General features: G+C 61.4%; 18 protein-coding genes. 14 read left to right on the forward strand and 4 right to left on the reverse strand.

Annotation, left to right across the window (positions count from 1 at the left end):
- Window positions 1–30: 30 nt before the first annotated feature.
- The 4 genes from CPter91_RS17925 to CPter91_RS17940 all read left to right on the forward strand — a co-directional run bounded on the left by CPter91_RS17925 (window position 31) and on the right by CPter91_RS17940 (window position 4,276).
- Window positions 31–705, forward strand: coding sequence for a response regulator (locus tag CPter91_RS17925; protein ID WP_061942559.1), 675 nt, complete (start codon window positions 31–33; stop codon window positions 703–705).
- Entirely contained in the window at window positions 695–2,098 is a 1,404-nt protein-coding gene (locus tag CPter91_RS17930) for a sensor histidine kinase (protein ID WP_061942562.1), read from the forward strand. The genes CPter91_RS17925 and CPter91_RS17930 overlap by 11 nt, the downstream gene beginning before the upstream one ends.
- Window positions 2,099–2,289: 191 nt before the next feature.
- Window positions 2,290–3,423, forward strand: a complete 1,134-nt coding sequence (locus tag CPter91_RS17935) for a porin (protein WP_061942563.1) — start codon at window positions 2,290–2,292, stop codon at window positions 3,421–3,423.
- 256 nt (window positions 3,424–3,679) lie between these two features.
- On the forward strand, window positions 3,680–4,276 hold the full coding sequence (locus CPter91_RS17940) for an undecaprenyl-diphosphatase (RefSeq protein ID WP_061942565.1): 597 nt from the start codon (window positions 3,680–3,682) through the stop codon (window positions 4,274–4,276).
- A gap of 18 nt (window positions 4,277–4,294) precedes the next feature.
- On the opposite strand, the gene CPter91_RS17945 is transcribed toward CPter91_RS17940, so the two are convergent.
- A complete protein-coding gene (locus tag CPter91_RS17945; protein WP_061942567.1) occupies window positions 4,295–5,518 on the reverse strand; it encodes a CaiB/BaiF CoA transferase family protein in 1,224 nt (407 codons plus the stop codon).
- 309 nt (window positions 5,519–5,827) lie between these two features.
- On the opposite strand from CPter91_RS17945, the gene CPter91_RS17950 reads away from it, so the two are divergent.
- The 3 genes from CPter91_RS17950 to CPter91_RS17960 all read left to right on the forward strand — a co-directional run bounded on the left by CPter91_RS17950 (window position 5,828) and on the right by CPter91_RS17960 (window position 8,396).
- Window positions 5,828–6,172, forward strand: coding sequence for a hypothetical protein (locus CPter91_RS17950; protein ID WP_061942569.1), 345 nt, complete (start codon window positions 5,828–5,830; stop codon window positions 6,170–6,172).
- 15 nt (window positions 6,173–6,187) lie between these two features.
- Window positions 6,188–6,760, forward strand: coding sequence for a glycine zipper family protein (locus CPter91_RS17955; RefSeq protein WP_061942570.1), 573 nt, complete (start codon window positions 6,188–6,190; stop codon window positions 6,758–6,760).
- Window positions 6,761–7,004: 244 nt separating this feature from the next.
- Window positions 7,005–8,396, forward strand: a complete 1,392-nt coding sequence (locus CPter91_RS17960; RefSeq protein ID WP_061942572.1) for a GntP family permease — start codon at window positions 7,005–7,007, stop codon at window positions 8,394–8,396.
- Window positions 8,397–9,033: 637 nt separating this feature from the next.
- On the opposite strand, the gene CPter91_RS17965 is transcribed toward CPter91_RS17960, so the two are convergent.
- Window positions 9,034–10,392, reverse strand: coding sequence for an ATP-binding protein (locus tag CPter91_RS17965; RefSeq protein ID WP_061942574.1), 1,359 nt, complete (start codon window positions 10,390–10,392; stop codon window positions 9,034–9,036).
- A gap of 46 nt (window positions 10,393–10,438) precedes the next feature.
- Window positions 10,439–11,161 carry a response regulator gene (locus CPter91_RS17970; RefSeq protein WP_197481594.1) on the reverse strand — a complete coding sequence of 241 codons (723 nt, stop codon included), beginning with the start codon at window positions 11,159–11,161 and terminating at the stop codon, window positions 10,439–10,441.
- Window positions 11,162–11,527: 366 nt separating this feature from the next.
- Here CPter91_RS17970 and CPter91_RS17975 point away from each other — a divergent pair, with 366 nt between their 5' ends.
- The 6 genes from CPter91_RS17975 to CPter91_RS18000 all read left to right on the forward strand — a co-directional run bounded on the left by CPter91_RS17975 (window position 11,528) and on the right by CPter91_RS18000 (window position 22,257).
- Window positions 11,528–12,034, forward strand: a complete 507-nt coding sequence (locus tag CPter91_RS17975) for a Spy/CpxP family protein refolding chaperone (RefSeq protein ID WP_061942577.1) — start codon at window positions 11,528–11,530, stop codon at window positions 12,032–12,034.
- Window positions 12,035–12,364: 330 nt separating this feature from the next.
- A complete protein-coding gene (locus tag CPter91_RS17980; RefSeq protein ID WP_061942579.1) occupies window positions 12,365–13,810 on the forward strand; it encodes an MdtA/MuxA family multidrug efflux RND transporter periplasmic adaptor subunit in 1,446 nt (481 codons plus the stop codon).
- A gap of 22 nt (window positions 13,811–13,832) precedes the next feature.
- On the forward strand, window positions 13,833–16,988 hold the full coding sequence (locus CPter91_RS17985; RefSeq protein ID WP_061942581.1) for an MdtB/MuxB family multidrug efflux RND transporter permease subunit: 3,156 nt from the start codon (window positions 13,833–13,835) through the stop codon (window positions 16,986–16,988).
- Window positions 16,989–16,995: 7 nt separating this feature from the next.
- Entirely contained in the window at window positions 16,996–20,217 is a 3,222-nt protein-coding gene (locus CPter91_RS17990; RefSeq protein WP_061942583.1) for an efflux RND transporter permease subunit, read from the forward strand.
- A 46-nt stretch (window positions 20,218–20,263) separates the two neighbouring features.
- Entirely contained in the window at window positions 20,264–21,769 is a 1,506-nt protein-coding gene (locus tag CPter91_RS17995) for an efflux transporter outer membrane subunit (protein WP_061942585.1), read from the forward strand.
- A 56-nt stretch (window positions 21,770–21,825) separates the two neighbouring features.
- Window positions 21,826–22,257, forward strand: coding sequence for an EamA family transporter (locus tag CPter91_RS18000; RefSeq protein ID WP_061942587.1), 432 nt, complete (start codon window positions 21,826–21,828; stop codon window positions 22,255–22,257).
- 75 nt (window positions 22,258–22,332) lie between these two features.
- On the opposite strand, the gene pabB is transcribed toward CPter91_RS18000, so the two are convergent.
- Window positions 22,333–24,210, reverse strand: a complete 1,878-nt coding sequence (gene pabB / locus CPter91_RS18005; RefSeq protein WP_061942589.1) for an aminodeoxychorismate synthase component I — start codon at window positions 24,208–24,210, stop codon at window positions 22,333–22,335.
- Between the two features lie 181 nt (window positions 24,211–24,391).
- Between pabB and CPter91_RS18010 the strand changes: the two genes are divergently transcribed.
- Entirely contained in the window at window positions 24,392–25,786 is a 1,395-nt protein-coding gene (locus tag CPter91_RS18010; RefSeq protein WP_061942591.1) for an MFS transporter, read from the forward strand.
- Window positions 25,787–25,804: the final 18 nt, after the last annotated feature.

Genomic DNA, 25,804 nt, shown 5'->3' on the forward strand with positions numbered 1-25,804 from the left:
AACATGCGGCATCCCTTACCGGAAACGAATATGCGAATTTTACTGGTAGAAGACAACCGGCCATTATCTGAATGGCTGACGCTGACGCTGCACCGTAACAAATACGCGGTCGACTGCGTCTATAACGGCGCCGATGCCGATCACCTGCTGCTGACGCAGCAATATGAACTGGTGATCCTCGACCTTTCCCTGCCCAAGCTGCAGGGCAGCGAAGTGCTAAGGCGGCTGCGCGCGCGGCACAACAATGTACCTGTGCTGATCCTGACCGCCAACAGTTCGGTCGAGGGCCGCATCGGCGGCCTCGACAGCGGCGCCGACGACTACATGGCCAAACCCTTCGACGTGCACGAGTTGGAGGCACGCATCCGCGCCCTGCTGCGGCGCGCCAACCAGCAAAAGAACCCGATCCTGCAATGCGGCTCGCTCAGCTATGACAGCAACAGCCTGATCTTTTCCGTGGACGGCGTGCCGCTCACCCTGACCCGGCGCGAGCACGCAGTGCTGGAAACGCTGATCATGAAAATGGGCAAGACCGTCAGCAAGCAAGCCCTGGCCGAGAGCTTGTACGCGATGGATGAAGAAGTATCGCAAGACGCCATCGAAGTCTATATCCACCGTATCCGCAAGAAGCTGGAACATGGCGACGCCGCCATCATCACCTTGCGCGGACTCGGCTACCTGCTGCAGCACCAGCATGCAGTTTAACAGCCTGCGCAGCCAGCTGCTGCTGTGGCTGCTGGTGCCGCTGGTGCTGTTCGTCTGCTTCAACGCCTGGGTTACCTATAACAACGCCATCGAAATGGCGACCGTGGTGCATGACCGCATGCTGCTGGGTTCGGCGCGCATCATCGCTGAACAGATACGCTATGAAGACGAGGCGCTACAGGCAACCATTCCGCCGGCGGCGCTGGAACTGTTCCAGTCAGATGCCCACGACCTGATCTATTATCGCGTGGTGACCTCGCATGGCGCACTGCTGGCGGGGCAACCCGACCTGCCGGCGCCACCGAAATCCAACCGTAATGAAGAGGCGGTCTATTTCAACGCCAACTTCCGCGGCGAACCGGTACGCATCGTCGCTTTTTTTCAACAGGTGCTAGGCAATCCGGAGCGCGCGCCGGTCATGATCGAAGTCGCGCAAACCCAGCATTCCTACAAGATCCTGTCGGACCGCATGTGGGAGCACACGGTGCAGCAACAGCTGGCCATCCTGCTGCTGGTCGGTCTTTTGCTGTTGCTCGGCCTGCGCCATGGACTGGCGCCGCTGATGCGCCTGCGCGACCGCGTACAGCGCCGCAAGCCGGGCGCGCTGGAAGAATTGGACGCCGCGCCGGTGCCTACCGAACTGGCGCCGCTGGTGCATGCCATCAATGATTATGTGCAGCGGCTGGACGAGCACATGTCGGCGCAGGGCCGTTTCCTGGCCAATGCCTCGCACCAGTTGCGCACGCCGCTGGCGGTGCTCAACACCCAGGTCAACTATGGCCTGCGCAGCGACGACAGCGCCGGCAAGGACGCCGCGCTGCGCGCGATCAACAAGGGCATACAGCACGGCATCCGGCTGGTGAACCAGCTGCTGACCCTGTCCAACGCCGAAACCGGCATCGGCCATCCGCTGCGCCAGAGCGACGTCAACCTGATCGAGGTTGTGCAAAGAGTCATCGAAGAACAGGCCACCGTAGCGCAAAGCAAGCGCATCGACCTCGGCTTCGAATTCTGCGCCAATCCGGTCATGGTGCGAGCGACGCCGGTCATGCTGGAAGAGCTGGTGGCCAACCTGCTCGACAATGCGCTGCGCTATACGCCAGCCGGCGGCATCGTGACGGTTGCGGTCGACAGCAGCGAGCACGGCACGCTGCTAAAGGTGGAAGACAACGGCCCCGGCATTCCAGAGGCCGAACGCGGACGGGTTTTCGAACGCTTCTACCGGCTACATGAAGAAAGCTCCGACGGCAGCGGACTGGGGCTGGCGATCGTGCGCGAAATCGCCGCAGCCAGCAAAGCTGAAGTCACTTTGTCGACACCAGCCTGCGGCAGCGGCCTGCTGGTGACGGTCAGCTTTCCGCCCCTACCCGGCGGCGCCCCGGCGGCGCAGTAAAACCCTTCCCCAGGAAAGCTTACGGCCAGCTTTCAAATCCAGGATTTATTTGACGCCTGCTGTGGCGCAGTTTCCACAGCCGTGCTGCGCTGATTTGCGCTCTGAAAGCAGTTAGTAAGCTTGCGAATTTTATAGTCTGCGGACCGATCCACGCGATCGGCAAACCAAACTATAAATATCTGGAGACAAAAATGAAAAAATCGCTGCTGGCGCTGGCCGCCCTCGCGAGCCTGGGATCCGTAAGCGCTGCCCAAGCCCAATCGAATGTCACCATCTACGGCCTGATCGACGCCACCATCAGCACCGTGAACCACGCTGACAGCAACGGCGACCGCCTGACTGGTATTCCGGTTGCGTGGTTCAGCGGCAACCGCATCGGCTTCCGCGGCGCCGAAGATCTGGGCGCCGGCATGAAAGCCATTTTCAAGCTGGAAGCGGAGTTCGTGGTCGGCACCGGTGAAATGGATACGCCGGGCGTGCTGTTCAACCGCGACGCCTGGGTCGGCCTGCAAGACCAGACTTTCGGCCAGATCACACTGGGCCGCCAAAACACATTGGCGCGCGATTTTTCCCAAGTCTACGGTGATGCCTACGGCTCCAAGCTCGGCCTGGAAGAAGGCGGCTACACCAACAATAACAACTTCAAGCAATTGATTTTCTACTCGGGCAGCGCCACCGGCACGCGTTACGACAATGGCCTGGTGTGGAAGAAAGTCTTCAGCAACGGCGTGGTGGCCGGCCTCGGCTACCAGTTTGGCGAAACCGCAGGCCAGTTCGCGCGCAACACGACCAAATCTGCGGCGATCGGCTACAACGGTTCCAACTTCGTCGTTTCCGCCTTTATCAATCAGGCCGACGTTGGCAACGGCATTGATTCCAGCCTGGAAAAACACAAATCCTACTCGCTCGGCGGCAGCTACATTTTCGATCTGGTGCGCTTGAACGCCGGCTACTTCCACTATACGGCGGAACAGGGTGCACTGGGCCAGCGCAAGGACAATGCGTATACCGTATCGGCCAAGTTTACGCCGCAAGGTTCCTTCGACTATGAAATCGGTTATCAAGTGATGAAAGCCGACAATGCTGCTTACAATGCAGCCGGCACCAGCACCTTGAACGCCTACGCCGACGCCAGCGGCTCGACCGCCACCGGCAGCGGCAACAAGAAAACCCTGTACGGCTCGAGCTTCTACCATCTGTCGAAGCGCACTGAACTGTATGTGGCTGCCGACTATATGAAACTTAGCGACGGCTATCGCGTCGGTTCGGCCAACGGCTTCAAGAACCAGACTGAATTTGCCGTGGGCATGCGCACCCGCTTCTGATCTTGTACCAACCCGGTGTCATCGCCGGGATCGCAGTAAAGCTTGAAGCCGGCAAGGACCAGTGTCTTGCCGGCTTTTTTATTGGCAGCAACTTATTGCTGCCAATAAATCCGCCTCTCCCCTGCCGGACGCCCCAGTCCGCCTCCTCAGCAAGCGCTAAGTATTTGCAACTATCCTGTTGTCAGTTTGTCTCAAACCACCCAATTGAACGCTGTCCGCAGCAACATCCCGCCAGTTATCCAAGCTTAAAGGCCCCATGGAAGAATTCAATCAATCGCTGTTTCTGCTGATCAATGCCAGCGCCCATCCCAACCCGCTCACCTTGAATGCGGCAATGTTTTTCGCCGAGATGCTGATCTACCTGATTCCGGTTTCGCTGCTGGCCGGCTGGCTGCGCGGCTCGGAGGCTACCCGCAAGCTGATGCTGGAAGCGGTCGTGGCTGCCATCGCCGGTCTCGCGATCAGCATGCTGATCGGCGCCTTGTGGCAGCATCCGCGTCCTTTCGCGATCGGTCTTGGCACTAATTTCCTGGCGCACAGCCCGGACTCCTCGTTTCCCAGCGATCACCTGACGCTGCAATGGAGCGTCGCCTTCAGCTTCCTGCTGCACAAACGCTTGCGCGCCATCGGTGTGGCGTATGCTTTGCTCGGCTTGCCGATGGCGTGGTCGCGCATGTATCTGGGCGTCCACTATCCGTTCGACATGGCGGGCGCCGCCTTGGTCTCGGCGGTCAGCGCGATCGTCTGCTACCGCTGCGCGCCCTGGTTCATGCCAGCGCTGTTTCGCTGCGCTTCCGCCATCTACGGCTGCCTGTTTGCGCCACTGATCCGGCGCGGCTGGATGATGAAGTAACGCTTCCCCCGACCTGGCTCAGATCACGCCCTGCTCTCGCAGCGCGGCGATCTGCTCGGGGCTCCTGCCGATGCCGGCCAGTATTTCAACGGTATGCTGGCCCAGTTCCGGGCCAACCCAGTTAGTCTGGCCCGGCGTCGCCGACAGCTTCGGCACGATGCCAGGCAGGTCAATCGGCTGGCCATCCGGCAGCATATGCTGCTGGATCATGTCGCGCGCGCGGAAATGCGGGTCCTGGTGGATGTCTGCAGCGGTATACACTTTGCTGCTCGGTACTTCCGCCTGTTCCAGCACTTGCAGCACATGCTCCAGCGCATGCTGCGAAGTCCAGGCGCTGATGGCGGCGTCCAGCATGTCGTTATTCTGCGCGCGGCCGTCATTGCGCGCCAGGCGCGGATCTTCGGCCAGGTCGCTGCGGCCGATGGCCTGCATCAGGCGCTTGAAGATGCTGTCGCCATTGCCGGCGATGATCACATAATGTTCGCCCCGCTCGTCGCTGCGGCAGGGATAGGTGCTGGACGGTGAAATGCCGGGAAAACTCGCGCCGGTGCGCTCGCGCACAAAACCGAATTCGGCGTATTCGGGAATCAGGCTTTCCATCACGCCGAACACCGCTTCATACAGAGCGATGTCGATGAACTGCCCCTTGCCGCCATTGGCTTTCAGGTGATGCATGGCCAGCAGCGCGCCGATCACGCCATACAAGGACGCCAGCGTGTCGCCGATACTGACGCCGACCCGCACCGGCGGCCGGTCCGGATAACCGGCCAGGTTGCGCAAGCCACCCATCGACTCGGCAATCGCAGCAAATCCCGGACGAGCATGGTAAGGACCGTCCTGGCCGTAGCCGGATACCCGCACCATGATCAGGTTCGGATTGATCTTCGACAACTGCTCCCAGCCCAGCCCCCAGCCTTCCAGCGTGCCGGGGCGGAAGTTCTCGATCACGATATCGGCATCCTTGACCAGGTCGCGCACGATCTGCTGGCCCTGTTCCGATTTCAGGTTCAGCGTCAGCGACTTCTTGTTGCGGCTTTGCGAATACCACCAGAGCGAAGTGCCGTTATGCAGCTTGCGCCACTTGCGCAGCGGATCGCCGTCGCCGGGCGATTCGATCTTGATGATTTCAGCGCCGAACTGGCCCAGCAAGCTGGCGGCATAGGGCCCGGCTATCAAGGTACCGAGCTCGATCACCTTGACGCCCTGGAGGGAGGATTGCTGTTCTGCGGTTGGCTGGTTCATGTCTGTGACTTGCTGGCTGTGGATCGGCAGATTATAGGATATGTCGATGGGCGCACGGCCAGGGATGGCCCCAGCTCACGAGCAAATTTTGCTGTCAGCGATACGGACAGGGGACTGGCGCAAAAAATAAATTCCGCAGTGCAACAATTACCCGCATCCCCAAGCCTGTTGCGGCTAGCCGCCGCCAACGGGTTAAAATAGTATCAAGCATGTAGCGGCAGGCAACATGTGCAACCAGAAGTAACTCCTTTTGGCCCTTGCAACTGCCAGGTCTACTATTTAATCACTGAGAAATGCGTGGGATATATCATGAAGAAAATTGCTCTATTGGTACTGGCTGCAGCGGCCCTCATGGCGACCAGTTCGGCCAGCTTTGCTTACGGCTATTACGGACATGGCGGCTTCTACGGCCCGCGCTTCGGCGTCACCATCGGCGGACCGCTGTACTGGGGCCCGCCGCCGGTTTACTACGCACCGCCGCCGGTGTATTACGCGCCGCCTCCGGTCTATGTTCAGCCCGAACCGCAAACCTATATAGAGAAAGCCCCCAACTACGCCTATTACTGCGCTAGTCCGGCTGGTTATTATCCGCAGGTCCCGCGCTGCCCTAAAGGCTGGATGAAAGTATTGCCGGATGAAGCTCAACCTCGATAAGGCGGTGTAAGAAAAATGAACAGTACAACCAAAGTATTTGCGGTCTCGATGGCCGTTCTGCTGTCAGGCTGCGTCACGGCGCCGACCGGTCCTAATGTGATGGCGCTGCCGGGTGCGGGCAAGAGCTATGAACAGTTCCAGAACGACGAAGCAGTTTGCCAGCGCGCGGCGCAAGACCGTATCGGCCCGTATGCGCCGCAGGCGGCAGCAGATAATGCTGTCGGCACTGCCGCCGCAGGCACCGTGATCGGCGCGGCAGCCGGCGCCCTGATCGGCGCGGCAACCGGCCGTGCCGGCGCAGGCGCTGCGATCGGCGGCGGCGTCGGCCTGCTGGCAGGCAGCTCGGTCGCCGGCAACTCGGCTGCCGGCAGCAGCTATGGCATGCAACGCCAGTACAACAACGTGTATACGCAGTGCATGTACGCCAAGGGCAACCAGGTGCCGGTTTCCGGCGGCTATGCCAACAGCCGTCGCCAGTATGCGCCGCCGCAATATGCGCCAGCGCCACAGTACTCGGTGCCCCCTGACTACTACCCGCCGCAACAACGCGGCAACTACGGCCCGCCGCCAGACTACACGCCTTACTGATCCGGGCGGATCGTTACCAAGACAAAGACATGCTACGGCATGTCTTTGTGCATTCTGGGCCGCATATTTCCTTACGCGCCGGTTCCTCACACTCTCCCTCCAGCGATTCCGCGGCAGTGCATCTTTGCCGCATGCAGCCAGGCCGTTCCTCCAGTTACAATATTGATAATGCCGCGTCATCATTTTTTCATGGCACTATTCAATCCCCCGGCATGGACCTGCTTCAATCCCAAGGAGATAGAGGATGAGTTTCATCGTTGTTATTCTGGCTTTGCTGTTCCTGATGTTCGTCGCCTACCGCGGCTACAGTGTCATCCTGTTTGCGCCGGTGGCCGCCCTCGGCGCCGTGCTGCTGACCGACCCCTCCATGGTGGCGCCGATGTTCACCAGCGTCTTCATGGAAAAGATGGTCGGCTTCGTCAAACTCTACTTCCCGGTGTTCCTGCTCGGGGCGGTATTCGGCAAGGTGATCGAGCTCTCCGGCTTTTCCAAATCGATCGTCTCCAGCGTCATCCAGGTGGTCGGACGGCAGCGCGCCATGCTTTCCATCGTATTGGTATGCGGCTTGCTGACTTACGGGGGCGTGTCGCTGTTCGTGGTGGTGTTTGCCGTCTATCCGTTTGCCGCCGAAATGTTTCGCCAGGGCGGCATCCCGAAGCGTCTGATTCCCGGCACCATCGCGCTCGGCGCGTTTACCTTCACCATGGATTCCCTGCCAGGCACGCCACAGATCCAGAACATCATTCCCACCACCTTTTTCAACACCACTACTTGGGCTGCGCCTTGGCTGGGCGTGATCGGCGCCGCCTTCATCCTGGCCACCGGCCTGGCGTACCTGGAGTGGTGCCGCCGCAAAGCCGCCGCCAAGGGTGAAGGCTACGGCAGCGACCTGCTGAACGAACCCGAAACTGTCGCCGACGGCAAGTTGCCGCACCCTCTGATCGCCCTGCTGCCGCTGGTGCTGGTAGGCGTGATGAACAAATTGTTCACCAGCTGGATTCCGACGATGTATGGCGCCAGCCATGAAATGACGCTGGCCGGGTCCAGCAAGCCGGTCGTCACCCAAGTATCTGGCGTGGTAGCGATCTGGGCAGTGGAAGCAGCTTTGCTGATCGGGATTTTTTCGGTGCTGCTGTTCGCCTTTAAAACCGTCAAGGAAAAGTTCGCGGAAGGCAGCAAGGCCGCCGTCAGCGGCGCGTTGCTGGCATCGATGAATACCGCTTCCGAATACGGCTTTGGTGCCGTCATCGCTGGCCTGCCGGGTTTCCTGGTCATCGCCAACGCCCTGAAAAGCATCCCCAATCCATTGATCAACGAAGCCGTCACCGTCACCACCCTGGCCGGCGTCACCGGCTCTGCCTCGGGCGGCCTCAGCATCGCCCTCGCCGCCATGTCTCACACTTTCATAGAAAACGCCCAGGCTGCAGGTATTCCCATGGAAGTCCTGCATCGCGTCGCTGCCATGGCTAGCGGCGGCATGGATACCTTGCCGCACAATGGCGCGGTGATCACCCTGCTGGCGGTAACCGGGCTGTCGCATCGGCAGTCTTACAAGGATATTTTTGTGGTGACGCTGATCAAGACGGCGGCGGTGTTTGTGGTGATTGGGGCTTATTACCTGACGGGGATAGTCTAAAAAGATGCAATGTCGTGGGTGTTGTTTTTGACTTTGGCGGTTGCCTTTGTTTTTGACTTACCGCGCTGGCCACAAACCGTTCTTAGCATGCCATCGCACGTACTCCGTAGAACGTCAAATGGGGTCAGAGTAATTTTCGCAAAAGGCCGCGAAAAAAAACTCTGACCCCAATTGACTAGCGTGCCGCGGGTTTGACGTTGGTTTTTGACGTTGTTGTTGCTTTTGACGTCGGGGCTGCTTTTGAAGTACCCCGCATGAAGACGTTGCCAAATCCGGCGCGTGTCAGCCGGGAATTGTGAGGGGCATGTTTGAGCCGAAGGCGAGTTTTGCCCCTCACCCGGCTGGCGTGCGATGGATTTGGGGACCCGACCGAAGGGAGGGCAACGGCTTTGCGGTCGCCTTCTTTTTGGTTACTTTTCTTGCGCCCGGCGAGGGGGCGAAGCAAGAAAAAGTGACTAGCTGCCGGGCTACCCCCGGCTAGCTTCCACGGAGTAGCTACCGCGTTATCAACCCGCAGGCCGTTCTTTGTATGCCAAGACATCTACTCCGTGGAACGTCAAATGGGGTCTGAGTAATTTACGACGATAAAACTGTCGTAAAAAAACTCCGACCCCATTTGACTGCGTAGCGGATGAATTTAGTTCAAGGCGGGTAAGCGTAAGGTCACTTCCAGGCCGCCTGCCGGGTGGTTCCGTAACTGCAGCGTGGCGCGGTGATTCTCTGCGATATTGCGTGCGATTGTCAGCCCCAGGCCGGTGCCGCCAGTATCCCGCGAACGCGAAGTCTCCAGCCGGAAGAATGGATCGAACACCGTCTCCAGCAATTCTGCAGGAATTCCCACCCCGCCATCGCGGATCCGGATCACGATATCGGAACCCTCGCGCACTAGCTGCAAGCGCGCATAACGGCCATATTTGGTCGCGTTATCCACCAGGTTGGTCAGGCAACGCCGCAAAGCATTAGGCTGTGCCACGATCGAAGCCCGAGTCCGTCCCTCCAGCGTGACATCCTGCCGCGCATCCACCGCATCGGAGCAGACGCTGTCGAGCAAGGAATCGATATCCAGCTTCTGCATCGCCTCCGCCGAATCCATGCTGCGCGCCAGATCCAGTCCCTCCCGCACCATGCTCTGCATGACCGCCAGGTCCTCCAGCAATTTCTGGCGCAACTCACCGTCGCCCACTTTTTCCAGGCGCAACCGCAAGCGCGTCAACGGCGTCTGCAAATCATGCGTGATCGCCGCCAGCATGTGCGTGCGATGCTGAATCTGCCGCTTGATGCGCGCCTGCATCGCATTGAAGGCAGTCGCTGCTTGCCGCACTTCGGTCGGGCCGCTTTCGTCCAGCGGCGGCCGGTCGATGTCGCTGCCCAGCTCGCCGGCAGCGTTCGCCAGCAGCTGGATCGGCCGCGCCGTCATCTTGGCGACCACAAACGCCAGTACTCCGATCAGCAGCATGAACAAGGCAAAATACAAGGCCGGGAAAGGCATGCCAGGCGGGCCGCCGCCCGGAGCCCCGGGCTGGCGCGTGACGCGCAGCTTGACCTTCAGGACGGCGCCGTCCTTGAGGCTGACATACACGGCCTGGCACTCATCGAAATGACGCGGATCCGGGCCCCTGCGCTCACGCAGCTTGCAATCCCTCTGCTTGACCACAGTCACATGGCGTTCGCCGCCCAGCTTGGATTTGATCGCCGCCGTCAGCGACGGATTATCATCGATTTTTGGCTCGGCTTCGTTGACCAGGGTTGACTCGAGGCCGAATTTTTCGCTGGTCTGCAGCACGATGTTGCGGGTATCAGGACCGACATTGTCGATTGAAATGACGATCTGCTCGATGCGGTCGGCGATCCGCGAGTCGTACCATTCCTTGAAATTCTTGCGCCGCTCGCTGTCGGCCAGCCAGCCGGTACTGCCGACCGCAACCAGGATCCCGGCCAGCAGGATCAGGAATACCCGGTTCGCTACCGAGCCAAAGAAATTTCTCACTGACGGCATTCCCTTTTCTACTGCGCGGCAGCCGCAACGGACGCTGGCATCCGCATCACGACTCGACTGTCACTGCGGTAGCCAGGACATAGCCTTCGTTGCGCACAGTCTTGATGATGACCGGCGTGCGGGCATCGTCGCCCAGTTTCTGGCGCAGGCGGCTGATCTGGATGTCGACCGAACGGTCGAAAGGATCGGATTCCCGGCCCTGGGTCAGCTCCAGCAACTGGTCGCGGTTGAGCACCCGGTTCGGATGATCGAGGAACACCTTGAGAATGCGATATTCGGCGCCCGACAAGGCTACCACCAGGCCGTCGTGGTTGACCAGGTGGCGCGCGATCAGGTCCAGCGTCCAGTGGCCGAACTGGATCTGCTGGGCTTCCGGCGACGCCATGTTCGGCGGCAGGGCTTGCGTGCGCCGCAACACGCTGCGGATGCGGGCAAACAGCTCGCGTGGCTCGAACGGCTTCGACAAGTAGTCGTCGGCGCCCATTTCCAGGCCCAGGATGCGGTCCAGCGGCTCGCCGCGCGCGGTCAGCATGATCACCGGGATATTCGAGTCGGCGCGCAGGTTGCGGCATAGCGTCAGGCCGTCTTCGCCCGGCAGGGTGAGATCCAGCACCACCAGGTCGACCCGGGTTTCCGACAGCACTTTGCGCATGTCGCTGCCGTTGGTCGCCATCAGGGTGCGGAAGCCGTTGGCGTCCAGGTATTCGGCCAGCAAAGTCCGGATTTCGTGGTCGTCGTCGACCACCAATATATGAGCAGCAGTTTCCATATGCTTAATTATCCTAGTAGCTGCAGTGAGACCGGAAATACGGCCAATCCAAAAATAAGGCTATCCATGCCGGTCATCGGCATCGGCAACGATGCCGGCAAGACAAACTATAACCGATAGATAACGACGGCAAATTACCAGCAAGTATTTGCCGTTTTCAGGATTATGGCAAGGCGGAGCCGCAAAGACGATAGTAATTTGTATATTGGCATATCCGCCACCCGTCCCGACACTTTAGGATACAAAGCAAACTTGACGCCATACACGCGGATACAAAGCCTGGCCTCTATGAAAAACCGGCGACACACCGGCGCGTTTCAATACGCACTGTGCAGATTGCACTCACACTCATAGAAGGACTCCACCATGTTCAAGCTTCGCAAACAATTACTGATCGGCGTGACTGCATTGAGCATTGCCGCCATGGGCCTGACTGCCTACGCCCAGACCGACGGCGCCAAGAAGGGCCCGCCGACACCGGAACAACAAGCCAAATTCGCCGACCGCATGGCAAAAATGCAGGCCAAATGGCATGACGACCTGAAGATCACCCCTGCCCAAGAGCCTGCCTGGCAAACCTTTATCGGCAAAATCAAACCGGTCAAGCCAGCCGTACCGCCACAGCGTCCGAGCAAGGAAGATTGGGCCAAGCTGAGCGCGCCGGAACGCCTGGACCATCAAATGGAATTCCTGAAACGGGCTGAAACCCGTCTGGCCGAGCATACCGCGGCCGTCAAGGAATTCTACGCCGTGCTGACGCCGGTGCAGCAAAAGGTCTTCGACGAACACTTCAAGCGCCTGGAACAGCATCGTTTCGGCCATCGCGGCTTCCACCGCGGCGGTCCTGACGGCGCACAGGAAAGCCGTCCATAACTGAAAGCGGGAGCCAGGCCCAGCCAGGCCGGGCAAATGGCGAAGCCGTAGACGTTGCGCGCATCACAGCGCGCAGCCCTGCGGCTTCATCATTTGCCGCGCTTTTGCCACCTTCCTGCCGCCCGGCGCGGCGCCAATTGCCGTCCGCAACGCTTGCCGCTACACTGCCTGGCGGTGTTCATTAAATTGAAACAATTTCTAATAAATACACACGCCGGTAAAATTTACTCGCTAAACTCATGTAACTGCATTTCAGCAATCCTCTGAGTCCTGATTTCAGCGGATCCAAGCATTGCACCTGACCATACTCTGACTGACCTCCTGCCTGCGATGACTACTACTCCGACTCCAAAAATCGATCAACCTAGCCAGCCCCGGCCGGCCCTGCTTCCCAATCAACGCCAGGGCGGATTCCAGCGCGGCTGGCTGTGGCTGGCGGCAGTCGTGGTGCTGGCCCTGGCGGCCTATCTGATCTGGGGCCGCGGCCACCAGGCAGCCGACGGCGCGGCAGGCAAACCGGAACAGACAGGACAAGCCGCCAGCGGCAGTGGCAAAGGCGGCGGCAAGGGGGGAGGCAAGCGCGGTGCATTCGCCGGCGCCGGCGGCCCATTGCCGGTCGGTGTCGCGGTCGCCAAAGCCGGCGATATCAATATCTATATTGCCGGCCTGGGTAGCGTCACTCCGGAAGCCACTGCGGTGGTCAAAAGCCGGGTCGACGGCCAGTTGATGAAACTGCATTTCCAAGAGGGTCAAGTGGTGAAAGCCGGCGCCCTGCTGGCGGAACTGGACCCGCGTCCTTACCAGGTCGCGGTGACGCAGGCCGAAGGCCAGCTGGCCAAAGACACGGCCTTGCTGCAAGCAGCGCAGATCGATTTGAAACGCTACCGCACCTTGCTGGCGCAAGATTCGATCGCCAGCCAGCAGGTCGATACCCAGGCGGCGCTGGTCAAACAATATGAAGGCACGGTCAAATCAGACCAGGGATCGCTCGACAGCGCCCGCCTGCAGCTTACCTACTCGCGCGTCACGGCGCCTATCGGCGGCCGTCTCGGCCTGCGCCAGGTCGATCTCGGCAACGTGGTGCACGCCAGCGACACCAACGGCATCGTCATCATCACGCAGCTGCAACCGATCACCACCGTATTCAGCATCCCGGAAGACAATATTCCGAGCGTCATGAAGCAGATCCAGGCCGGCAAGAAACTGCCGACCGACGTCTGGGACCGCGACCAGAAGAACAAACTCGACAGCGGCTACCTGCTGACCATCGACAACCAGGTCGACAGCACTACCGGCACGGTCAAGCTCAAGGCAGAATCGCCCAACGCCAACTACGCCCTGTTCCCTAGCCAGTTCGTCAACGCCCGCATGCTGCTCGACACGCGCAAGGACGCTATCGTGATTCCGAACGCCGCCATCCAGCGTGGCGCCAAGGGTACCTTCGTATATGTCGTCAAGCCGGACCATACCGTCACCATCCGTCAGGTGACGGCCGGTCCGACCGAAGGCGAATCCACCGCTATCGACAAAGGCATCGCCACTGGCGAAACCGTCGTCATCGACGGCATCGACAAACTGAAGGAAGGCGCAAAAGTAGAGCCGGTGTCGCGTGGCGGCCCTGCTGCTGCCGCAGCGGGCAGCGCCGATGCCACCGGCGCCGGCGCTCATAAGGGTGGCCACCGCCATCGCCAGGATGCCAGCAGCAGCGCTGCCGCCTCCAGCGACACTGCCGCCGCACCCGCACCCGCTGCCGCCAACAAGAGCAACAGCCAATAATCGGCCGTAAAGAACGGAACGCATGAATCCCTCACGCCAGTTTATTCTCCGGCCGGTCGCCACATCCTTGCTGATGCTGGCGATTTTCCTGGCCGGTGTCGTCGCCTACAGGCAGCTGCCGCTTTCGGCGCTGCCGGAAGTGGACTATCCAACCATCCAGGTGGTGACGCTGTATCCCGGCGCCAGCCCTGACGTCATGACCTCCTCGGTGACGGCGCCGCTGGAACGGCAGTTCGGCCAGATGCCAGGCCTTAACCAGATGTCGTCCACCAGTTCCGGCGGCGCTTCGGTCATCACGCTGCAGTTCAGTCTGGACCTGAGCCTGGATATCGCCGAGCAGGAAGTGCAAGCCGCGATCAACGCCGGCAGCAACCTGCTGCCGTCCGACCTGCCGACGCCGCCGATCTATAACAAGGTCAATCCGGCCGACACCCCTATCCTGTCGCTGGCGATCACCTCCAAGACGCTGCCGCTGCCAAAGGTGCAGGACCTGATCGACACCCGCCTGGCGCAAAAGATTTCGCAAGTGCCGGGCGTCGGCCTCGTCAGCCTGTCGGGCGGCCAGCGCCCTGCCGTACGGCTGCAGCTGAATCCACGCGCAGTGGCTGCGCTGGGCCTGAATCTTGACGATATCCGCACAGCCATCGGCAACGCCAACGTCAACCAGGCCAAGGGCAGTTTCGACGGTCCCTCGCGCGCCTCCACCATCGACGCCAATGACCAGTTGCGCTCTGCCGACGAATACCGCAACCTGATCATCGCCTACAAGAACGGCGCGCCGATCCGCGTCTCCGACATTGCCGACGTCGTCGACGATGCCGAAAACGTGCGGCTGGCGGCCTGGGCCAACCAGTCGCCGGCGATTATCCTGAACATCCAGCGCCAGCCGGGCGCCAACGTCATCGCCGTGGTCGACAGCATCAAGAAGATCCTGCCGCAGCTGCAGGATACCCTGCCCGGCGCCATCGAAGTCCAGATCCTGACCGACCGCACCACCACCATCCGCGCCTCGGTGTCGGACGTGCAGTTTGAACTGCTGCTGTCGATCGCGCTGGTGGTGATGGTGATTTTCCTGTTCCTGCGCAGCGTCCCTGCCACCATCATTCCCAGCGTGGCGGTGCCGCTATCGCTGATCGGCACTTTCGGCGTCATGTACCTGACCGGATTTTCCGTCAATAACCTGACCCTGATGGCGCTTACCATCGCCACCGGCTTCGTGGTCGACGATGCGATCGTGATGATCGAGAACATCTCACGCTATATCGAAGAAGGCATGAAGCCTTTGCAGGCAGCCCTCAAGGGCGCCGAGCAGATCGGCTTCACCATCATTTCCCTGACGTTTTCTCTGATTGCCGTGCTGATTCCGCTGCTGTTCATGGGCGACGTGGTGGGGCGGCTGTTCCGTGAATTCGCCATCACGCTGGCGGTGGCGATCCTGATCTCGGCCGTGATTTCGCTGACCTTGACGCCGATGATGTGCGCCAAGCTGCTGCACCACATCCCGGAAGAAAAGCAAAGCTGGTTCTACCGCAAGAGCGGAGCGTTTTTCGACAATATCATCGCCCGCTACGGCGTCGCCTTGCAATGGGTGCTGCGCCATCAGTTCTCCACCCTGATCGTCGCCATAGGCACGCTGGTGCTGACCGCAGTACTGTACATCTTCATCCCGAAAGGCTTTTTCCCGGTGCAGGACACCGGCGTCATCCAGGGCATTTCAGAAGCTAGCCAGTCAGTCTCCTTTGCCGCCATGGCGGAACGGCAGCAGGCGCTGGCGGCCGTAGTGCTGAAGGATCCCGCAGTGGAAAGCCTGTCTTCCTTCATCGGCATCGACGGCACCAACGCCACACTCAACAGCGGCCGCATGCTGATCAACCTGAAGCCGCGCGAACAGCGCAACATGAGTGCCAGCGACATCATCCGCCGCCTGCAGCCGGAACTGGATCGCCAGGTCGGCGGCATCACGCTGTACATGCAGCCAGTGCAGGACTTGACCATCGAAGACAGCGTCAGCCGCACCCAGTATCAGTTCAGCGTCGAGGATGCCAATCCTGCGGAGCTCAGCATCTGGGTGCCCAAGCTGATCGAGCGCCTGCGGCAGATTCCACAGCTGGCCGATATCGCCAGCAACCAGCAGGATCTCGGCCTGCAAGCCTATATTGCGATCGACCGCGACGCCGCCTCGCGCCTCGGCATCACTACCGCGGCGATCGACAATGCCTTGTATAACGCCTTCGGCCAGCGGCTGATCTCGACCATCTACACCCAGTCGAACCAGTACCGGGTAGTGATGGAGGTCAAGCCGGAATTCCAGAAGGGTCCGACAGCGCTGAACAGCATCTACCTGGTGGCCGGCAACGGCAACCAGGTGCCCTTGTCCAGCATCGCTACCATCGAAGAACGCACCTCGCCGCTGGTGATCAACCATATCGGCCAGTTCCCTGCCACCACGATCTCCTTCAACCTGGCAGCGGGCGCCTCGCTCGGCGACGCCGTCAAGGCGATCCATGCGGCGGAGCTGGAGATCGGCATGCCGGACAGTATCCAGACCCAGTTTCAGGGCGCTGCGCTGGCGTTCCAGGCTTCGCTCAGCAACACGCTGATACTGATCCTGGCGGCGATCGTCACTATGTATATCGTGCTTGGCGTGCTGTATGAAAGCTATATCCATCCGATCACCATCCTGTCGACGCTGCCGTCGGCCGGGGTTGGCGCCCTGCTGTCGCTGATGATCGCCGGCAGCGACCTTGGCATCATCGGCATCATCGGCATCGTCCTGCTGATCGGTATCGTCAAGAAAAACGCCATCATGATGATCGACTTCGCCCTGGACGCCGAGCGCAACGAGGGCAAGAGCCCGCGTGAAGCGATCTACCAGGCTTGCCTGCTGCGCTTCCGTCCTATCCTGATGACCACCATGGCGGCCTTGCTGGGCGCCCTGCCGCTGATGCTGGGCACCGGCGTCGGCTCGGAATTGCGCCAGCCGCTGGGGATCACCATGGTCGGCGGCCTGCTGGTATCGCAAGTGCTGACCCTGTTCACGACGCCAGTGATCTACCTGGCCTTCGACAACCTGGCGCGCCGCATGCGTGAACGCTTCGGCAGCAAGGATGCCGACAGCGACGACGACCAGCACGACAACCCGAACGATGGCGCTGTAGCGGAGCCGGTTAAGCCGTGATGACAGCATGAACATATCGCGTCCCTTTATTGAACGGCCGATCGCCACCACGCTGCTGACTATCGGCGTAGCGCTGGCCGGCATGGTGGCGTTCCGGCTGTTGCCGGTATCGCCCTTGCCGCAGGTGGATCTGCCGACCATCTCAGTCTCGGCCGGCCTGCCCGGCGCCAGTCCGGAAACCATGGCGGCCACCGTGGCGACGCCGCTGGAACGTGCGCTCGGTTCGATTGCCGGCGTCACCGAGATGACTTCCTCCAGCACGCTGAGCTCGACCCGCATCACCATGCAGTTCGATCTCAGCCGCGATATCGACGGCGCCGCGCGCGACGTCCAGGCGGCGCTCAATGCTGCCCGCAACCTGCTGCCGACCGGCCTGCCCAGCAATCCGAGCTATCGCAAGGTGAATCCGGCCGATGCGCCGATCATCATCCTGTCGCTGACCTCGGACAGCATGACGCAAGGCCAGATGTACGATGCCGCCGACACCATCCTGGCGCAAAAACTGTCGCAGGTGAAAGGCGTCGGCCAGGTCAGCGTCGGCGGCAGTTCGCAGCCTGCAGTGCGGGTCGAGCTGAATCCGACCGCGCTCAACAAGTACGGCATCGGCAGCGCCGACGTGCGCACCGCGATCGCCGCCACCAATGCCAACCGTCCAAAAGGCGTGCTGGAAGACGGCGACAAGAACTGGCAGATCTACGCCAACGACCAGGCCAAGACCGCCGCCGAGTACATGCCGTTGATCGTCGCCTACCGCAATGGCGCGGCAGTGCGGGTCAGCGATGTCGCCACGGTGGCTGATTCGGTGGCCAATGTACGCAACGCCGGCTCGGCCAACGGCAAGCCTTCCGTGCTGGTGATCCTGAACCGCCAGCCGGGCGCCAACATCATCGAAACCGTCGACGAAGTACGCGCCTTGCTGCCGCAGCTGCGCGCCTCGATCCCGGCCGCCATCAACCTCGATGTCGTGATGGACCGCACGCCGACCATCCGCGCTTCCCTGCGCGAGACCGAACGCACCCTGCTGATCTCGATCGGACTGGTGATCATGGTGGTGTTCCTGTTCCTGCGCAACGGCCGCGCCACGCTGATCCCGGCGGTAGCGGTGCCGGTGTCGCTGATCGGCACTTTCGGCGTCATGTATCTGCTCGGCTACAGCCTCGACAACCTGTCGCTGATGGCGCTGACCATCGCCACCGGCTTCGTGGTCGACGATGCAATCGTCGTGCTGGAGAACGTTTCGCGCCATATCGAGCAGGGCAAGAAGCCGTTTGCGGCGGCCATGCTGGGGGCCAAGGAAGTCGGCTTCACGGTGCTGTCGATGAGCATCTCCCTGATCGCCGTCTTCATCCCTATCCTTTTGATGGGCGGCATCGTCGGCCGTCTGTTCCGCGAGTTTGCGGTCACCCTGTCGGTGGCGATCATGGTGTCGCTGCTGGTGTCGCTGACCACCACGCCGATGATGTGCGCGCGCCTGCTGAAACACGAACCGGAGCGCAAGCAGGGCCGTTTCTTCAACGCCACCGAGCGCGCCTTCGATGCCATGCTGCGCGGCTACGAGCGTTCGCTGGCCTGGGCGCTGCGCTTCTCGCCGCTGATGATCATCATCCTGGTGGCCACCATCTTCCTCAACGTCTATCTGTACACGGTGATTCCCAAAGGCCTGTTCCCGCAGCAGGATACCGGTCTGGTGATCGGTGGCATCCAGGGCGACCAGTCGATTTCGTTCCAGTCGATGAAGGTCAAGCTGGATCAATTTGTCAGCATTGTGCGCAGCGACCCGGATGTGCAAAGCGTGATCGCCTTTACCGGCGGCGGCCAGAGCAATCGCGGCAACATGTTCATCACGCTCAAGCCGCTGACCGTACGCAAGCTCACCGCCGATCAGGTGATCGCGCGCCTGCGCGGCAAGCTCAGCCATGTGCCGGGCGCCAACCTGTTCATGCAATCGGTGCAGGATATCCGCACCGGCGGCCGCTCCAGCGATGCCCAGTACCAGTACACCCTGCAGTCGGACGACCTCAACGAGCTACGCACCTGGGAACCGAAAATCCGCGACGCCTTGAGCGCCTTGCCGCAGCTGACCGACGTCAATACCGACCAGCAGGACAAGGGCTTACAGACCACCCTCACCATAGACCGTGAAACGGCTATACGCAGCGGCGTCACGCCACAGCTGATCGACGCCACCCTGAACGATCTGTTCGGCCAGCGCCAGGTATCGACCATCTACAGCGGCATGAACCAGTATCACGTAGTAATGGAAGCCGGGCCGCAATACTTGCAAAGCCCGCAAATCCTGCACAATACTTATGTCAGCATCCCTGCCAGCACCGCCAATCTGTCGCCCACCACCTCGGCACTGGGTACGCCGCCAGCCTTGACCGCAGGCGGCAAACTGGCGTCCAATTCATCGCTGGCGCTGACCTTGTCGACCGCGGCCGAACAGCAGATGCCGCTGGCGGCATTCTCCAGTTTCCAGCCGACCAACACCGCGCTGGCGGTGAATCACCAGAGCCAGTTCATCGCCTCGACCATCTCCTTCAACCTGCCGGCCGGTGAGTCGCTGTCGGACGCCACGCTGGCGATCAACGACGCCATGGCCAGGATCGGCGTGCCGACCTCGGTGCACGGCAGCTTCCAGGGCACCGCCAACGTCTTTCAGTCATCGTTGAGCAGCCAGCCGATGCTGATCCTGACTGCGCTGCTGGCGGTCTATATCGTGCTCGGCGTCCTGTATGAAAGCTATGTGCATCCGATCACCATTCTCTCGACCCTGCCGTCGGCCGGCGTCGGCGCCCTGCTGGCGCTGCTGGCGACCGGCACCGATTTCAGCCTGATCGCGCTGATCGGGGTGATCCTGCTGATCGGCATCGTCAAGAAGAACGCGATCATGATGATCGACTTCGCCCTGCATGTGGAACGGGAACAAGGGCTGTCGCCGCGCGATTCGATCTTTGAAGCCTGCCGCCTGCGCTTCCGGCCGATCATGATGACCACCATGGCCGCCATGCTGGGCGCAGTGCCGCTGGCGCTGGGCGCGGGCGACGGCGCCGAGCTGCGGCGGCCGCTGGGGATCGCGATTGTCGGCGGCCTGATCATGAGCCAGTTACTGACCCTGTACACGACACCGGTGGTGTATCTGTACATGGACAGGTTCCGCCTGTGGAGCAAGGATAAATGGGAACGGCGCGGCGGCAGGCCGGCGCCGGATGCAGCTGAAGCGGTGTAAATCGAAAACGCGGCAAGCACGACCAAAGACACTCAATGGATCTGATATGAAACACTCGCAAGCACCCATGTATAAAACCTTGCTGGCGGCGGCAGCTGCGGCGCTGTTCTTGAGCGCCTGCGCGGTCGGTCCTGACTATGTGCGGCCAGGTACCGAAGAACCGGTCGCCTTCAAGGAAAACAAGGATTGGAAAACCGCCACGCCGAAAGACCAGGAACTGCGCGGCAACTGGTGGGAAATCTATCAGGATCCACAGCTCAACAGCCTGGTCGAGCAGGTCAACATCTCCAATCAGAATCTGGTGCAGGCCGAAGCGCAGTTCCGCCAGGCGGCGGCGCTGGTGCAATCGGCCCGGGCTGCCTACCTGCCGACGGTGTCTGCCAGCGTTTCCGCCACCCGCTCCGGCGGCGGCCGCAACAGCAGCAGCACTCTCGTCAACAGCGCCAATGGCGGCTCGGTGTCGAACAGCTTCTCGCTCGGCCCAAGCGTCAGCTGGGAGCCCGACCTGTGGGGCCGCATCAGCCGCACGGTGGAAGCCAACCAGGCTACGGCCCAGGCCAGCGCAGCGGACCTGCAGGCAACCCGGCTGAGCGCGCAAGCTACGCTGGCACAAGACTACCTGCAATTGCGGGTGCTCGACGCGCAGCAAAAACTGCTCGACGATACCGTGGCCGCGTATCAGAAATCGTATCAGCTGACGCAGAACCAGTATGCGGTCGGGGTGGTCGCCAAATCCGACGTCATCCAGGCCCAGACCCAGCTCAAGGGTGCACAGGCGCAGGCCTTGGACAATGGCGTGCTGCGCGCCCAGCTGGAGCATGCCATCGCCATGCTGACCGGACAGCCGGCCTCGACTTTCTCGATTCCACCTACCACCATGGTGGCGGTGCTGCCGGCGATCCCGGTCGGCGTCCCTTCCACCCTGCTGGAACGGCGTCCTGACATCAGCGGCGCCGAGCGCCGCGCGGCGGCAGCCAATGCCCAGATCGGGGTCGCCAAGGCAGCCTATTTTCCGAACCTGACGCTGTCCGCTTCCGGCGGCTTCCAAAGCAACAGCTTTGCCAACTGGCTGACCGTGCCGAACCGCATCTGGTCGCTCGGACCGGCGCTGGCGGCCACCCTGTTTGACGGTGGCGCCCGGCGTGCCCAGAGCGACCAGGCGATCGCCGGTTTCGACGCCAGCGTCGCCGCCTACAAACAGACCGTGCTGACCGGCTTCCAGGAAGTCGAAGACAACCTGGCGGCCCTGCGCATCCTGGAACAGGAAGCGGCGGTGCAGGATGAAACGGTCAAGTCGGCGCGTCTGGCGGTGGAGCTGATCCTCAACCAGTACAAGTCCGGCCTGGTGAATTACACTAGCGTGGCGACGGTGCAGGCAACTGCACTCAGCGCCGAGCGGTCGGCGCTGGATATCCAGAACCGGCGCCTGTCTGCCAGCGTATTGCTGATCAAGGCGCTGGGCGGCGGCTGGGATCAGAGCCAGCTGCCGGCCAACAAAGTGCTGAATGACCGCGACGCCACCATTGCCGGCGCCAAGCCGGCCGCGCAATAGCCGTATCGTTGCCGGCGGCACGGCATGAGATGAACAGGCGATAAACGGGGGAAACCATGAAATTCAGCTCCAGCTGGCAATTGTTTGCGCTCGGTTCGGCATTTTTTGCCGGCCTGACAGCGATCTTCGGCAAGTTCGGCGTAACCGGCATGAACTCTAACTTTGCCACCTTCATCCGCACGGTAGTGATCCTGGTCGTGATCGCCGGCATCGTCACCTTGCGCGACGAGTGGCAAAAGCCGGCGCTGGTGGGCGCCTCCAACTGGCTGTTCCTGGTCCTGTCGGCGATCGCTACCGGCCTGTCCTGGCTGTGCTATTACCACGCGCTGCAGATCGGGCCGATTTCAAAAGTGGCGCCGATCGACAAGCTGAGCGTCGCCTTCGCCATCGTGCTGGGCTTGCTGTTTGCCGGCGAACAACTGACCTGGCCGGTTGCCATCGGCGGCTCGCTGATCGTCGCCGGCTCGGTCGTGATTATCGCGTTCTAGAGGTAGGGTGGGCATGCATGCCCACACAAATATCCCGCTAACGCGTGGGCACAGGTGCCCACCCTACCCTTACAATCAGGCAATCTGCAGCAGGGTCGCCGGCATGGCGCCGCGCAGCGCATTGCACACCATGATCTCCTCTGCCGCCAGCAAATCCTCCATGCCGAGGCTGCGCTCGGCAGCATTCCACGCCGGATCGTTCAACAGCACGCTGCGCATCACACCCGGTAGCAATCCCGCTTGCAGCGGCGGCGTATACCAGCGGCCATCCAGCTTGAGGAAGACACTGCTGCGGCCGCCCTCTGTCAATTCGCCTCGCTGATTAAAGAACAGCATATCGAAAGCACCCAGCTGCTGCGCCTGTTGCCAGGCCTGGTCGTAATGCTGGCGCACCGTCGTTTTATGGCGCAGGAACAAATCATCGGATTGCGTCGGCAATGGCGCGATCAGCAAGCTGACCGGTGTCGCCAGTGCGGTCAGTTCGGCGCTCTGCAGGGTGCAACTGCCATCGGCGGCCAAGCTCAGGCGCAAACGCATCGGGGTTGTCGTCGGAAAAGCGGCGCAATGCGCCTGCAGCGCGGCGCGCAGGGCCACGCCGTCGTAGGGAAAACCAAAGTAGGCGGCTGATTCCTGTAGGCGCTGCAAATGCAGATCCAGATGACGGCAACCACCGCTGCTGCTTGCATACATGGTTTCAAACAAGGAAAAATCAGGCTGCAGTCCGGTCAGGAATTTCGCCTTCAAAGCACATTCTGCATACTCTTCCGTCGCCACGCTGTCGTGCACGATGCCGGCGCCGACGCCCATTTCACCACGCCGTATCGCGGCGCCGTGCGGCCCCTGCGGCGCCGCCGCTTGCAGCCACAGGGTGCGGATCGGCACCGACAGGCAGAAGTCGCCAAACTGGCGGCCGGCGGACTCCGCGTCGAACCAGCCGATGGCGCCGGTATATAAGCCGCGCGGCGCGGGTTCCAGCTCCTGGATGATCTGCATGGTGCGATGCTTGGGGGCGCCGGTGATCGAGCCGCAGGGATAAAGCGCCTGGATGACGGTGCTGAGACTGATCTCGTCGCGTACCTGTGCCTGCACCGTGGAGGTCATTTGCAGCACGGTATTGAATTGCGTCACTTCGAACAGATGCGGCACCTGCACTGAACCGGGCACGGCAATGCGGCCCAGATCGTTACGCAGCAAATCGACGATCATCAGGTTTTCCGCCAGGTTCTTGGGATCTGCCGCGAGCGTCTGCGCCGCCAGCAGATCCTGTCCGGCATCGCCGCTGGCGGCAGCGGTGCCCTTCATCGGCCGTGCGGTCAGCCAGCCGTCGGCATGCCGTACAAACAGCTCCGGCGACAGCGACAGCACGGTGGCGCCGTCGGCCAGCTGGATCAAGCCGCCGTAGGGTACCGGCTGGCGACTGCGCAGCTGCCGGAACAAAGTCACCGGACTGCCATAGGCATCGAAACGCAAGCGGTAGGTGTAATTGACCTGGTAGGTGTCGCCGGCCTCGATATAGGCGTGGATTTTGGCGATGGCGTCGGCAAACTCGCCGGCGCTGACATTCGGCTGCAGGTTGGCGATGCCGGCGGCGCCGTGGTCTGCGGCTTGACGCTGCGCCAGCCAGTCGTCCACCTCGCTATCGCTCAGATGGCGGCATTGCGAAAACAATAAAATCTGCGCCAGCACTGGCGGCTCCGCATTCACGGCAGCCGGCTGTGGAATACCCTGCAGGCCAAGTCCAAGTTCATAGGTGAACACAGCGACCGCGTGCAAACCCTCGCGCAAGGCTTGCTGCATCTGGGCAATCAGCAGTGGCAGCTGGTCGGCGGCGGAGCACTGCAAACTGCGCACATGGCCTGTGTATAGGCGCGATGAGGGAGAATCCGGGGCGAGCGCAGTGCGGTCATCCAGCAATGCGAAACATTCAGTCGGCGAGTGAAGCGTGTTGATCATGATTTTTTTGCAAAGATGCTGCTGGCAACGAATACGACAGCCTGCATGCTACCCGATCGGAAGCAAAATGGTTAAAACGTTATAATTATGCTCTTTGTAAACGCCGCAAATCAGCCCAGGCAAGAGATTTGCCGCGGCGCCATGGTTTGCATCTCGAACAGCACTCCTCACCTGCCCCCTCATGGCTATATCCCGCGTCTTCCTCACGCCACTGATCGTGGCTTGCGCCCTGTTCATGGAAAACATGGACTCCACCGTGATCGCCACCTCATTGCCGATGATGGCGCAAGACATGGGAGAAAGTCCGATCGCGCTCAAGCTGGCGATGACCTCCTACCTGGTGAGCCTGGCGGTGTTCATCCCGATCAGCGGCTGGATGGCCGACCGTTTCGGCGCCCGCACCGTGTTCCGCAGCGCCATCGGCGTCTTCATGCTGGGCTCCATCCTGTGCGGCATGTCGGATACGCTGGCGCAATTCGTCGCCGCCCGCTTCCTGCAAGGCATAGGCGGCGCCATGATGGTGCCGGTGGGCCGCCTGGTGATCTTGCGCACCACTTCCAAGGCGGAGCTGGTGCGCGCCCTCAGCTACCTGACCATCCCGGCCCTGCTGGGGCCGGTCATCGGGCCGCCCCTGGGCGGCTTCATCACTACTTACTTCCACTGGCGCTGGATTTTCTTCATCAACGTGCCGATCAGCATTCTCGGCATCTACCTGGCGACGCGCTATATTGAAAACCTGCGCAGCGACGATACCGTGCCGCTCGACCTGCCGGGCTTCCTGCTGTCTGCCGTCGGCTGCTCGACCCTGATGTTCGGGCTGGCCAGCGCCGGCCGCCACCTGGCGGCCGGCGACGTTTCGCTGATCTGCGTGGCGGTCGGCAGCCTCAGTTTGCTGGTCTATGTCTGGCACGCCTTCCGCACGCCGCATCCGCTGATCAACCTGCGCCTGTTGAAAATCCCGACGCTGCGCATGAATGTCTACGGTGGTTCGCTGTTCCGCATCGGCGTCGGCGCCCTGCCTTTCCTGCTGCCGCTGCTGTTCCAGCTCGGCTTCGGCCTGACGCCGTTCCAGTCGGGCCTGCTGACCTGCGCTTCGGCGGCCGGCGCGATCTTCGTCAAGACCATGACCACCAAGGTGCTGAAACGCTTTGGCTTCCGCAGCGTGCTGGTCTACAACACCCTGCTCGGCGCCTTGTCGATGGCCGCCTTCGGGGTGCTCAAGGCGGATACCTCGCATGCCTTCATCATCCTGCTGTTGCTGCTGGGCGGCTGCGTGCGTTCCATGCAGTTCACCAGCCTGAATGCGATTGCCTATGCCGAGATCGACCAACAGCAGATGAGCCAGGCCACCAGCCTGACCAGCGTCGCCCAGCAGTTGGCGATCGGCCTAGGCGTCACGATTGGCGGCTTTGCGCTGCAGGTGTCGAATCAGGTCCAGGGCCATGCCACCATCGTCAGCGCCGATTTCTGGCCGGCTTTTGTGGCGATCGCTCTGGTCGCCATGGCTTCGCTGCCGTTTGCCTTGAAGCTGCAGCCCGATGCCGGCGCCGAAATGTCGGGCCGCCGTGCCGGTTAAATATCGCCGTAGGGTGGG

The sequence above is a fragment of the Collimonas pratensis genome (genome assembly GCF_001584185.1).
Taxonomy (GTDB): Bacteria; Pseudomonadota; Gammaproteobacteria; order Burkholderiales; family Burkholderiaceae_D; genus Collimonas; species Collimonas pratensis.

Coding starts and splice junctions, on each gene's coding strand:
- pabB (WP_061942589.1), bottom strand. CDS start 24,210: ATGATCAACACGCTTCACTCGCCGACTGAATGTTTCGCATTGCTGGAT.
- CPter91_RS17975 (WP_061942577.1), top strand. CDS start 11,528: ATGTTCAAGCTTCGCAAACAATTACTGATCGGCGTGACTGCATTGAGC.
- CPter91_RS17990 (WP_061942583.1), top strand. CDS start 16,996: ATGAACATATCGCGTCCCTTTATTGAACGGCCGATCGCCACCACGCTG.
- CPter91_RS17945 (WP_061942567.1), bottom strand. CDS start 5,518: ATGAACCAGCCAACCGCAGAACAGCAATCCTCCCTCCAGGGCGTCAAG.
- CPter91_RS18010 (WP_061942591.1), top strand. CDS start 24,392: ATGGCTATATCCCGCGTCTTCCTCACGCCACTGATCGTGGCTTGCGCC.
- CPter91_RS17955 (WP_061942570.1), top strand. CDS start 6,188: ATGAACAGTACAACCAAAGTATTTGCGGTCTCGATGGCCGTTCTGCTG.
- CPter91_RS17925 (WP_061942559.1), top strand. CDS start 31: ATGCGAATTTTACTGGTAGAAGACAACCGGCCATTATCTGAATGGCTG.
- CPter91_RS17935 (WP_061942563.1), top strand. CDS start 2,290: ATGAAAAAATCGCTGCTGGCGCTGGCCGCCCTCGCGAGCCTGGGATCC.
- CPter91_RS17965 (WP_061942574.1), bottom strand. CDS start 10,392: ATGCCGTCAGTGAGAAATTTCTTTGGCTCGGTAGCGAACCGGGTATTC.
- CPter91_RS17985 (WP_061942581.1), top strand. CDS start 13,833: ATGAATCCCTCACGCCAGTTTATTCTCCGGCCGGTCGCCACATCCTTG.
- CPter91_RS17930 (WP_061942562.1), top strand. CDS start 695: ATGCAGTTTAACAGCCTGCGCAGCCAGCTGCTGCTGTGGCTGCTGGTG.
- CPter91_RS17995 (WP_061942585.1), top strand. CDS start 20,264: ATGAAACACTCGCAAGCACCCATGTATAAAACCTTGCTGGCGGCGGCA.
- CPter91_RS18000 (WP_061942587.1), top strand. CDS start 21,826: ATGAAATTCAGCTCCAGCTGGCAATTGTTTGCGCTCGGTTCGGCATTT.
- CPter91_RS17960 (WP_061942572.1), top strand. CDS start 7,005: ATGAGTTTCATCGTTGTTATTCTGGCTTTGCTGTTCCTGATGTTCGTC.
- CPter91_RS17980 (WP_061942579.1), top strand. CDS start 12,365: ATGACTACTACTCCGACTCCAAAAATCGATCAACCTAGCCAGCCCCGG.
- CPter91_RS17950 (WP_061942569.1), top strand. CDS start 5,828: ATGAAGAAAATTGCTCTATTGGTACTGGCTGCAGCGGCCCTCATGGCG.
- CPter91_RS17970 (WP_197481594.1), bottom strand. CDS start 11,161: ATGGAAACTGCTGCTCATATATTGGTGGTCGACGACGACCACGAAATC.
- CPter91_RS17940 (WP_061942565.1), top strand. CDS start 3,680: ATGGAAGAATTCAATCAATCGCTGTTTCTGCTGATCAATGCCAGCGCC.